This window comes from Streptomyces sp. NPDC050161 (assembly GCF_044460025.1).
In the GTDB taxonomy this organism is placed as follows: domain Bacteria; phylum Actinomycetota; class Actinomycetes; order Streptomycetales; family Streptomycetaceae; genus Streptomyces.
Genome location: NZ_JBITJM010000001.1, coordinates 736,145 through 747,368, shown reverse-complemented (window position 1 = coordinate 747,368; position 11,224 = coordinate 736,145). Strand labels below are relative to the sequence as shown.

General features: G+C 71.9%; 9 protein-coding genes. 2 read left to right on the top strand and 7 right to left on the bottom strand.

Features of this window, described 5'->3' with window-relative positions; translation table 11 throughout:
• Positions 1-122: 122 nt before the first annotated feature.
• Both ACIBK8_RS03265 and ACIBK8_RS03260 read left to right on the top strand, forming a co-directional pair.
• The gene (locus tag ACIBK8_RS03265; protein WP_399039770.1) at positions 123-599 is read left to right on the top strand and encodes a ferritin-like domain-containing protein; all 477 of its coding nucleotides are present in this window, start codon (positions 123-125) and stop codon (positions 597-599) included.
• A 66-nt stretch (positions 600-665) separates the two neighbouring features.
• Positions 666-1,577 (top strand): aminoglycoside phosphotransferase family protein, encoded by a 912-nt coding sequence (locus ACIBK8_RS03260; RefSeq protein WP_399039769.1) that lies wholly within the window; start codon positions 666-668, stop codon positions 1,575-1,577.
• A 143-nt stretch (positions 1,578-1,720) separates the two neighbouring features.
• Here the strand turns inward: ACIBK8_RS03260 and ACIBK8_RS03255 are convergent, their stop codons facing one another.
• The 7 genes from ACIBK8_RS03255 to ACIBK8_RS03225 all read right to left on the bottom strand — a co-directional run bounded on the left by ACIBK8_RS03255 (position 1,721) and on the right by ACIBK8_RS03225 (position 11,164).
• A complete protein-coding gene (locus ACIBK8_RS03255; RefSeq protein WP_399039768.1) occupies positions 1,721-3,430 on the bottom strand; it encodes a proline--tRNA ligase in 1,710 nt (569 codons plus the stop codon).
• A gap of 122 nt (positions 3,431-3,552) precedes the next feature.
• A complete protein-coding gene (locus ACIBK8_RS03250) occupies positions 3,553-4,089 on the bottom strand; it encodes a GNAT family N-acetyltransferase (RefSeq protein WP_399039767.1) in 537 nt (178 codons plus the stop codon).
• A 25-nt stretch (positions 4,090-4,114) separates the two neighbouring features.
• A complete protein-coding gene (locus ACIBK8_RS03245; protein ID WP_399039765.1) occupies positions 4,115-4,960 on the bottom strand; it encodes a GNAT family N-acetyltransferase in 846 nt (281 codons plus the stop codon).
• A 165-nt stretch (positions 4,961-5,125) separates the two neighbouring features.
• Entirely contained in the window at positions 5,126-6,283 is a 1,158-nt protein-coding gene (gene ispG, locus ACIBK8_RS03240; RefSeq protein WP_227047849.1) for a flavodoxin-dependent (E)-4-hydroxy-3-methylbut-2-enyl-diphosphate synthase, read from the bottom strand.
• Between the two features lie 185 nt (positions 6,284-6,468).
• Entirely contained in the window at positions 6,469-7,773 is a 1,305-nt protein-coding gene (locus ACIBK8_RS03235; protein ID WP_399039763.1) for a M50 family metallopeptidase, read from the bottom strand.
• Complete coding sequence (gene dxr / locus ACIBK8_RS03230) at positions 7,770-9,044, bottom strand: 1-deoxy-D-xylulose-5-phosphate reductoisomerase (protein WP_399039762.1); 1,275 nt, start codon at positions 9,042-9,044, stop codon at positions 7,770-7,772. The genes ACIBK8_RS03235 and dxr overlap by 4 nt, the downstream gene beginning before the upstream one ends.
• Before the next feature lie 185 nt (positions 9,045-9,229).
• Entirely contained in the window at positions 9,230-11,164 is a 1,935-nt protein-coding gene (locus tag ACIBK8_RS03225; protein ID WP_399039761.1) for an acyl-CoA dehydrogenase family protein, read from the bottom strand.
• Between the last annotated feature and the right edge of the window lie 60 nt (positions 11,165-11,224).

The window sequence follows — 11,224 nt, the reverse complement described above, 5'->3', positions numbered from 1 at the left end:
CGATCTACCCAAGGGCACATGCGTCGAGGAGACGACCCGGTGCGGCCCCTCCGACCCACCCCCACCCACCAACACCAAGCACCCACCCCAGCCGGTCCCCGACCACCCCGAAAGGCCGCCCCATGCCCCCGCCCCACCCCGAACTCACCGCCACCCAGGCCGCCCTAGACGCCGAACACGCCGCCGTCTACGGCTACGGCGTAGTCGGCGGCCGTATCACCGAGGCCCGCCGCACAGAGGCCCGCGCCGCCTACGACGCCCACCGCGCCCGCCGCGACGCCCTCCGCCGCACCGTCCGCGACCTGGGCGGCAAACCCCACCCCGCAGCCGCCGCGTACGAGCTGCCCTTCCCCGTGCCGGACGCCGCCGCCGCGACCCGCCTCGCCGCCGATCTGGAGGACCGCGTCGCCGCCGTCTACGCGGACCTCGTGCGCGACGGCGGCAAGGCCGGCCGCGAGGAGGCCGCCGCCGCACTCCGTGAGGCGGCAGTGCGCGCGGTGCGCTGGCGCGGCAGCGGCGTAGCCTTCCCTGGGCTCGCGGAACGGGCCGCGGCCAGCCCCTCTTCGCCGTCCGCGAGCGCATCCGCGAACGCACTCTGACCACCGGGCCGCCCCCGGCCCGACCACCGGACCCCGGCCACCTCCCAGGAAAGGGACAGCGAAGGCATGGCAACCGCACCCGTCGAACCGCCGCAGCGGTTGGTGAACTCCCTGGGCAGCGACCCGGCCGCCCCCGTACGGGATTGGCTGGCCGCGCTGCCGACGGTGGTTCAGCAGCGGCTGGACGCCTGGGAGTTGACGCTGGAGAGGGTGGACACCCCCGGGGGCCGCGGCAGTCTGGTCGCGCTCGTCCGCCTGCCGGACGGGACACCGGCGGCGCTCAAGTTCCCCGTGCCGGGCCGCACGCCCGCGCACGAGGCCGCGGCCCTGCGCCGGTGGGACGGCTGGGGCGCGGTGCGCCTGCTGCGGTCGGCCGACACCGATGGCGCGCTGCTGCTGGAGCGGTTGCAGGGCGCGGTGTCGCTGCGCTCGCTGCCGGAGGCAAAGGCGCTCCTGGAGGCCGCAGGAACGGTACGGCGCCTGTGGGTGCCGCCGGGCGACGGGCACCCCTTCGCGACGCTGTCCGGCCGCACGGACGAGGCGGTCGCGGCGCTGCACGCGGCGGGCACGGTCGTCAGCGCGGCTGCCCCGCTGGTGGAGCAGGCGATCGGCCTCCGCCGCGACCTGCCGTCCGGCGCCACGGAGGAGTTCTTGCTGCACGGCGCCTTCCGGCAGGGCAAGGTGCTGGCCGGGGAGCGGACCCCTTGGCTGGCCATCGGCCCCGCGCCGGTGGTGGGCGAGCGGGCGTACGACCTGGCGGCGCTGGTTCTGGACCGTTTCGAGGATCTGGCGGCCGGGTCGGGGGCCGCCGCGGCGACCCGCCGCCGGGTGGCGAAGCTGGCCGACTCGCTGGAGGTGGACCGCGACCGGCTCCGCGACTGGACGCTGTACCGCGCGGTGGCCGCGGGGGTGCGGGAGGCGGCGACCGGCGACCGGCAGCGCGGGGAGCTGCTGCTGGAGTTCGCGACGTGGCTGTGACGGTGCCACGAGCGGACGCGGCCTGAGCCCACAGCGGGCACCGGACACGCCCGCCCCGCCGGACCACGCAAAACCCGCCCCGCCGGACCACGCAAAAGCGGGGCCGGCCGGGGCATCGCCCCGCCCGGCCCCGCGAGAGCCCGTTACGCGCCGAGCCTGGCGACCGCCTCGTCGACCGTCAGCTCCTCGCGCTCGCCCGTACGCCGGTCCTTGACCTCGACGACGCCCTCGCCCGCACGGCGCCCGGCGACCACGATGGTCGGGATGCCGACCAGCTCCGCGTCGGTGAACTTCACGCCGGGCGAGACACCGGCCCGGTCGTCGACGAGCACCCGCAGGCCGGCCGCGCCGAGCTTCTCGCCGATCTCCAGGGCGAGTTCGGTCTGCTTGGCCTTGCCTGCGGCGACGACGTGCACGTCGGCCGGTGCGACCTCACGGGGCCAGCACAGGCCGGACTCGTCGTGCGTCTGCTCGGCGAGCGCGGCCACCGCGCGGGAGACGCCGATGCCGTACGAGCCCATGGTGACGCGGGCGGGCTTGCCGTTCTGGCCGAGCACGTCGAGCTCGAAGGCGTCCGCGTACTTGCGGCCGAGCTGGAAGATGTGGCCGATCTCGATGGCGCGGTCGATGCGCAGGCCGGCGCCGCACCGGGGGCACGGGTCGCCGGGCTCGACGACGACCACGTCGAGGTGCTCGTCGACCTCGAAGTCACGGCCGGCGACGACGTTCTTCGCGTGCATGCCCTGCTTGTTGGCGCCGGTGACCCAGGCGGTGCCGGGGGCGATGCGCGGGTCGGCGATGAAGCGGAACGCCTTGCCGGCCATGCCCTGCGGGCCGACGTAGCCGCGGACCAGGTCGGGGCGGTCGGTGAAGTCCTCGGCGGTGACCAGTTCGACGGTGGCGGGCGCGAGGTGCTCGCCGAGCTTGCCGAGGTCGACCTCGCGGTCGCCGGGGACGCCGACGGCGACGATCTCGCCGTCGACCTTGACGAGGAGGTTCTTGAGGGTGGCCGATGCCGGGACGCCCAGGTGCGCGGCGAGCGACTCGATGGTCGGGGTGTCGGGGGTGTCCAGCTCCTCGACGGGGCCGTGGTCGGCGCCTTCGACCGGGGTGACCTTGACCGTGACGGCCTCGGTGTTCGCGGCGTAGTCGCAGGAGGGGCAGTCCACGAAGGTGTCCTCGCCGGCCGCGGCGGGGGCCAGGAACTCCTCGGACGCGGAGCCGCCCATGGCGCCGGAGACGGCGGAGACGATGCGGTAGTCCAGGCCGAGCCGCGCGAAGATCTTGGTGTACGCCTCGCGGTGCAGGGCGTAGGACTCGGCCAGGCCCTCGTCGGTGGTGTCGAAGCTGTACGAGTCCTTCATCTGGAACTCGCGGCCACGGAGCACGCCGGAGCGGGGGCGGGCCTCGTCGCGGTACTTGGTCTGGATCTGGTAGAGGATCACCGGCAGGTCCTTGTAGGACGTGCACTGGTCCTTGACCGTGAGGGTGAAGATCTCTTCGTGGGTGGGGCCGAGGAGGTAGTCGGAGCCCTTGCGGTCCTTGAGGCGGAAGAGCAGGTCGCCGTACTCCTCCCAGCGTCCGCTGGTCTCGTACGGCTCCTTGGGGAGCAGCGCGGGCAGCAGGACTTCCTGGCCGCCGATGGCGTCCATCTCTTCCCGGACGATGCGGGAGACGTTCTCCAGGACCTTCTTGCCCAGCGGCAGCCAGGTCCAGATGCCGGCGGAGGTGCGGCGGACGTACCCGGCGCGCACCAGCAGCTTGTGGCTGGCGGTCTCGGCGTCGGCCGGGTCGTCACGCAGCGTCTTGATCATCAATCGGGACATGCGCTGGACGTGAGCGGCGTTGGCCATGGGAATTTCTCCTGCGTAAGAAAGGTGACTCCCTGGAGGTTAGCCGCCTGGGTGTGGCGCAAGGAAATGGGTTGGGCGCCGCGGGGGCCGGCGGGGCGCGTCCGCGGGGGCCGCGCGGGCCGTCAGGGGCGGAGCAGCGGCAGGGGTGCGCCCATGACGGCGTACGGGGTCGGGGCGCTGGGGAAGAGGACGCGGCGGGCGATGTCCCGGTAGCCGAGGGAGCGGTACAGGCTCCTGGCGGGGCTTTCGGTGTCGATGGCGGAGAGGATGCTGCGGGGCTGGCGGGCGGTGTCGGTGAGGCCCGTGATCAGCCGCCGTCCGATGCCGCGGTGCTGGTAGGCGGGGTGGACGTGGAGTTCGGTGATGACGAAGGAGTCGTCCAGCCAGTGGTCGAGGTGTTCGCTGCGCAGGTAGGGCTCGACGACGGTGGACCACCAGTGGGCGCGGTCGTTGGGCATGCCGTAGATGAAGCCGACGAGGCGTCCCGCGGGGGTGGTCGCGCCGAGTGCGCGGGCGCCGGGGCAGTTGAGGTGGCGCAGCACGATCTGGCGGCGGATGGCGACCTCGTCGTCGGACAGGCCGAAGGCACGGGCCTGGACCGCGAGCGCGTCGTCCACGCGGGCGGCGAGATCGAGGGGGCCGACCGCTACGTCATCCATGGTCGGGAGCGTACAAGGCGCGGGGTCAGAACAGCACGCTCATGAAGGCGCCGACCTCCTGGAAGCCGACCCTGCGGTAGGCGGCGCGGGCCGCGTGGTTGAAGTCGTTGACGTAGAGGCTGACGACGGGTGCGACGTCGTTGAGCGCGTACTGCAGGACGGCGGCCATGCCGGTCTCGGAGAGGCCCTCGCCGCGGTGTGCGGGGTCGACCCAGACGCCCTGGATCTGGCAGGCGCGGGTGGTGGCGGCGCCGATCTCGGCCTTGAAGACGACCTTGCCGTCCTCGATGCGGGCGAAGGAGCGGCCGGCGCCGACCAGTTCGGCGATCCGGGCCTGGTAGAGGAGGCCGCCGTCGCCTGCCATCGGGGAGATGCCGACCTCTTCGGTGAACATGGCCACACACGCGGGCATGATCACGTCCATCTCGTTCTTGCGGATCCGCCGTACGTACGGGTCGGGGGCGATGTCGGCGGACGGCGAAGCGGTGACCATGAGGGGCTGCTGTGCGCGGACCTCGCGGGCCGGGCCCCAGGAGGGCTCCAGGAGCGACCACAGTTCGGCGGTGGGGCCCGCGGGGCCGACGATGGAGGAGCAGCGGCGGCCCTGGCGGCGGGCGCGTTCGGCGAAGCCGCGGACGGCTTCGGGGGTGGCGCAGACGGGGACGAGGTTGGCGCCGGCGTAGCAGAGGGATTCCAGCCGGCCGCCGACGTACCAGCCCCACATCTCGCCGCCGAGCCGCCAGGGGTCGAGTCCGGCGACCTGGACGCGGGCGGCAACGAAGGCGTTGGCGACCGGGTCGCGGTCCAGGACCGCGAGGGCGTCGTCGAGCTCCCCGGGCTCCAGAACCTTGATGGTGGTGGTCGTCAGCACGTGTCGGAAAGCCTCACCGGTGCGGGCCTGGGAGGCCAGGCAAGAGCAGGTCTTGGCACTTTACCTCCCGTCGCGGGGAGGTTCCTATGGAGCTGCGCATGAGCCCCGCCACCCCGGTGCGGGGGTGGCGGGGCTCGGGCGCTGCGGCCGTGCGGGTGCGGCGGTTCAGCCGGCGGCGGTGACGACGGGCTCGCCGGACATCACGCCGTCCTTCTCCATCTGCTCGGCGATCTTCAGCGCCTCTTCGATGAGGGTCTCCACGATCTTCGACTCAGGGACGGTCTTGATGACCTCGCCCTTGACGAAGATCTGGCCCTTGCCGTTGCCGGACGCGACGCCGAGGTCGGCCTCGCGGGCCTCGCCCGGACCGTTGACGACGCAGCCCATGACGGCGACGCGCAGCGGCACCTCCATGCCCTCCAGACCCGCGGTGACCTCGTCGGCGAGCTTGTAGACGTCCACCTGGGCACGGCCGCAGGACGGGCAGGAGACGATCTCCAGGCGGCGGGGCTTGAGGTTGAGGGACTCCAGGATCTGGAGGCCGACCTTGACCTCTTCGGCGGGCGGCGCGGAGAGCGAGACGCGGATGGTGTCGCCGATGCCTTCGGAGAGCAGCGCGCCGAAGGCGACCGCGGACTTGATGGTGCCCTGGAAGGCGGGGCCCGCTTCGGTGACGCCGAGGTGCAGCGGGTAGTCGCTCTGCGCGGCGAGCTGGCGGTAGGCGTTGACCATCACGACCGGGTCGTTGTGCTTGACCGAGATCTTGATGTCGCGGAAGCCGTGCTCCTCGAAGAGGGAGGCTTCCCACAGTGCGGACTCGACCAGCGCCTCGGGGGTGGCCTTGCCGTACTTGGCGAGCAGTCGGGCGTCCAGCGAGCCGGCGTTGACGCCGATCCGGATGGGCGTACCGGCCGCGGACGCCGCCTTGGCGATCTCCTTGACCTTGTCGTCGAACTGCTTGATGTTGCCGGGGTTGACGCGTACCGCGGCGCAGCCCGCGTCGATCGCGGCGAAGACGTACTTGGGCTGGAAGTGAATGTCCGCGATCACCGGGATCTGGGACTTCCTGGCGATCACGGGCAGCGCGTCGGCGTCGTCCTGGGTCGGGCAGGCGACGCGGACGATCTGGCAGCCGGAGGCGGTCAGTTCCGCGATCTGCTGCAGCGTCGCGCCGATGTCGGAGGTCCGCGTGGTGGTCATCGACTGCACCGAGACCGGTGCGTCTCCGCCCACGGCGACCGTGCCGACCTGAATCTTGCGGCTGACCCTGCGGTCGGCAAGCTTGGTCGGTACGTCCGGCATTCCCAGTGAAATGGCAGTCATCTGGCGAGCAACCCCAAGGTGTGGATCTAGGTCCCGAATTCGGCGGGCTCCGGCCTCCGAGATTACGGCACCGAGGTTCCCCGAGGCACATCCTGCCCTCCTGCCACGGGGTATGTCGGCGGCCGGATGCCCCGCCTCCGCTTGCGGGGCATCCGGCCGCCACCTGCCCGACCTGCTGCTTTGCGCTACCCGGTGAGGGTGACGGGGTTGACGACGTCGGCGACGAGCACGAGCAGGGTGAAGCAGATGAACACACCTGCGACGACGTAGGCGACCGGCATCAGCTTGGCGACGTCGAACGGTCCGGGGTCCGGCCTGCGGACGACCTTGGCGAAGGCCCGGCGGATCGACTCCCACAGGGCGCCGGCGATGTGCCCGCCGTCCAGGGGGAGCAGCGGGAGCATGTTGAAAAGGAACAGCGAGAGGTTGAAGCCCGCGACCAGGAAGAGCATCGTGGCGACGCGCTGCTCCGGTGGGATGTTGAGGGAGAAGACCTCGCCGCCGACGCGTGCGGCGCCGACGACGCCCATCGGGGAGTCCTGCTTGCGCTCGCCGCCGTTGAAGGCCGCGTTCCACAGGTCCGGGACCTTGGCGGGCAGGTTGACGAGGGATTCGACGCCCTGCTCGACCATGTTGCCCATGCGGTCGACGGACTGTCCGAAGGACTGCGGGACGATGCCGCTGGCCGGGGTGAAGCCGAGGAATCCGGCGGTGACGTACTCGCCGGCGACGTAGCCGCCGCGGCCGTCGGTCTTGGCGACCTTGTTCTCGATGAGGTCGGCGTGCAGGGTGCGGCGGGCGCCGTCCCGCTCGACGACGACGGTGGCGGGTCCGGTGGTGACGCGGATCTGCTGCTGGAGGGTGTCCCAGTCGGGGATGGCGTGGCCGTTGAAGGCGACGATGCGGTCGCCGGCCCGCAGACCGGCGGCCTTGGCCGGGGAGTCCTTGGCCTTGGCTGGGCACTTGTCGGTCTTCGCGGATGCCGCGACGACGCAGTCCTGCACCGTGCCGACCTGGGTGGTCGCGGTGTTGATGCCGAAGCCCATCAGCACGCTCATGAAGATCACGACCGCGAGGATCAGGTTCATGAACGGCCCGGCGAACATCACGATGACGCGCTTCCACGGCTTGCGCGTGTAGAACAGCCGCTTCTCGTCGCCCTCCTGGAGCTCTTCGAAGGCGGCGGACCTGGCGTCCTCGATCATGCCGCGCCACGGGGAGGTGGAGCGGGCCTGGAGCTTTCCGTCGTCGCCCGGCGGGAACATGCCGATCATGCGGATGTAGCCGCCGAGCGGGACGGCCTTGATGCCGTACTCGGTGTCGCCCTTCTTGCGGGAGAAGATCGTCGGCCCGAAGCCCACCATGTACTGCGGCACGCGGATGCCGAACATCTTGGCCGTGGAGAGGTGGCCGAGTTCGTGCCAGGCGATGGAGAACAGCAGGCCGACGACGAAGACGACTATGCCGAGGATGGTCATCCAGGTCGTCATGCGCGAGCCTCCGAAGGGGTACGGGCCGCTCGGGCGGCCAGTTCGCGGGCGCGGGCGCGCGCCCAGGTCTCCGCCTCCAGGACGTCCGCGACCGTGAGAGAAGTTCCCCGCTCGGGCGTCGCGTGTTCGGCGACCACTTCGGCGACCGTATCCACAATCCCTGTGAACGGCAGCCCGCCGTGGAGGAATGCGTCGACGCATTCCTCGTTCGCGGCGTTGAAGACGGCCGGTGCGGTGCCGCCGAGGCCGCCGACGTGGCAGGCCAGCGGGACGGAGGGGAACGCCTTCTCGTCGAGCGGGAAGAACTCCCAGCTCGTGGCCTTCGTCCAGTCCACTCCCGGTGCGGCGTCCGGGACACGGTGCGGCCAGCCCATGCCCAGCGCGATCGGCATCCGCATGTCGGGCGGGCTGGCCTGGGCGAGGGTGGAGCCGTCGGTGAACTCCACCATCGAGTGGATGTAGGACTGCGGATGGACGACGACCTCGATGCGGTCGAACGGCACGTCGAACAGCAGATGGGCCTCGATGACTTCGAGGCCCTTGTTGACGAGGGTCGACGAGTTGATCGTGACGACGGGCCCCATGGACCAGGTGGGGTGGGCCAGGGCCTGCTCGGGGGTGACGTCGGCGAGTTCGCGCCTGGTGCGTCCGCGGAACGGGCCGCCGGACGCGGTGACGACGAGCTTGCGGACCTCCTCGCGTGCGCCGCCGGTCAGCGCCTGGAACAGCGCGGAGTGCTCGGAGTCGACGGGGATGATCTGGCCGGGTGCGGCGGCTGCCTTGACCAGCGGGCCGCCGGCGATCAGCGATTCCTTGTTGGCGAGCGCGAGCACCCGTCCTGCCCGGAGGGCGGCGAGCGTGGGGGCGAGGCCGATGGAGCCGGTGATGCCGTTGAGGACGGTGTGGCAGGCGGAGGCGGCGAGGTCGGTGGCCGCGTCGGGGCCGGCGAGGATCTCGGGCAGCGGCTCCCCCGCGCCGTAGCGCGCCGTGAGCGCCTCGCGCAGCGCGGGCACCGTCTCCTGGCGGGCCACGGCGACGGCGCGTACCCGCAGTTCGTGCGCCTGCTCGGCGAGCGGCTCGACCCGGCCGCCGGCCGCGGAGAGCGCGGTCACCCGGAAGCGGTCGGGGTTGCGCCGCACGATGTCGATCGCCTGGGTGCCGATGGAGCCGGTCGAGCCGAGGATCACGATGTCGCGGGGGCCGTGCTGCGCTCCGGGGTCGGCGGGAGCCGGTGTGAAACGCAGGTGCGGATGGGCGAGGGAGTCCGTCATGCGGTCCATTGTGGCCGGTCGCCGGGGCGGCGTGGGCACCGCGTCGGCGACCGGGTGCGCGCAAGCGGCGCACGGACCGGCGCGCGGCGGCTCCGGGCGCTCCGGGACGGGCTGCGGGCATCCCGTACGGCGGGTGTCCCGGGCGCCCGTACGGGGCGGGATTCCCCGTACGGGCGCGGTGCGGGCTACGTCGTGCCGGGGCGGCGGACGGTGCGGTGGACGTTGTCCTTGGCGCTCGGGCCCGGTGTGGCGTCCGCGATCCACGGGCCTTCGCCGCTGGGGTCGACGATGCCGTCCTCCAGCCACGCGTACCGTCCGGCGAGGACACCGGAGACGACTTTGCGGTCCGGTGCGTCGGTGTTGTTCCAGAGCCGCCCGAACAGTTCGTCGACGCGGATCCTGGCCTGGTGGCAGAAGGTGTCGGCCAGTTGGTGGGCCTCGCGGCCGTGGTCGCCCGACAGGCGCAGGTGCTCGGCGCGTACGCAGGCGGCGCTCATCGCGAAGAGTTCCGCGCCGATGTCGACGACCCGGCCCAGGAAGCCCTGCTTGGTCTCCATCCGGCCCTGCCAGCGCGACATGGCGTAGAAGGTGGCGCGGGCCAGCTTGCGGCAGGACCGCTCGACGTACCGCAGGTGTTCGGCGAGCACGCCGAACTCCTGGTAGCTGCGCGGGAGTTGGCCGGGTCCTGCGACGAGCCTGGGCAGCCAGCCCGCGTAGAAGCGACCCGCGTTCGCGGCGGCCCTGCCCTTGTCGCCGAGACTCTTCTCGGGGTCGATGAGGTCGCCGGCGACGGAGAGGTGGGCGTCGACGGCCTCGCGGGCGATCAGCAGGTGCATGATCTCCGTGGAGCCCTCGAAGATGCGGTTGATGCGCATGTCGCGCAGCAACTGCTCGGCGGGGACGCCGCGTTCGCCGCGGGCGGCCAGCGAGGCGGCGGTCTCGAAGCCGCGTCCGCCGCGGATCTGCACCAGTTCGTCGGCCATCAGCCAGCCCATCTCGGAGCCGTAGAGCTTGGCGAGCGCCGCCTCGATGCGGATGTCGTTGCGGTTCTCGTCGGCCATCTGGGAGGAGAGGTCGACCACCGCTTCGACGGCGAAGGTGGTGGCGGCGATGAAGGAGATCTTGGTGCCGACGGCCTCGTGTTCGGCGATCGGCCTGCCCCACTGCTCGCGGGCCGCCGACCACTCCCTGGCGATCTTCAGGCACCACTTGCCCGAGCCCACGCACATCGCGGGCAGCGAGAGCCGCCCGGTGTTGAGCGTGGTCAGCGCGATCTTGAGGCCGGCACCTTCGGGGCCGATGCGCTGCGCGGCCGGCACCCTGACCCCGTGGAAGCGGGTGACACCGTTCTCCAGGCCGCGCAGTCCCATGAAGGCGTTGCGCTGCTCGACGGTGATGCCGGGCGAGGTGGCCTCGACGACGAAGGCGGTGATGCCGCCCTTGTGTCCCGGGGTCGCCGGCACCCGCGCCATCACCACCAGGAGGTCGGCGATGACGCCGTTGGTGGTCCACAGTTTCACGCCGTCCAGGACGTATCCGTCGCCGTCGGGGACGGCGGTGGTCGCCAGGCGGGCCGGGTCCGAGCCCACGTCCGGCTCGGTGAGCAGGAAGGCGGAGATGTCGGTGCGGGCGCAGCGCGGCAGGAAGGCGTCCTTCTGCTCCTGGGTGCCGAAGATCTTCAGGGGCTGCGGGACGCCGATCGACTGGTGTGCGGAGAGCAGGGCGCCGACGGCGGGGCTGGCGGAGCCGACCAGGGCGAGGGCCTTGTTGTAGTAGACCTGGGTGAGGCCGAGACCGCCGTATTTGGTGTCGATCTTCATGCCGAGCGCGCCGATCTCCTTGAGGCCGTTCACGGTCTCGTCGGGGATCTGCCCCTCGCGCTCGATCCGCGCTCCGTCGATCCGTGTCTCGCAGAACGTGCGCAGGGCGGTCAGGAAGGTCTCGCCGCGGCGTACGTCCTCGGCTGCCGGGCTGGGGTGCGGGTGGATCAGGTCGAGCCGGAAGCGTCCCAGGAACAGTTCCTTGGCGAAGCTGGGCTTGCGCCAGTCCTGTTCGCGGGCCGCCTCGGCGACCTGGCGTGCCTCGCGCTCGGAGACGTTGCGGGTGGTCGGAGCGGTCATCACAAGCTCACCTCGCCGCGGGGTGTCGGCCGTCCCGGCGGGCCGGTCGGCCGCCGGGAA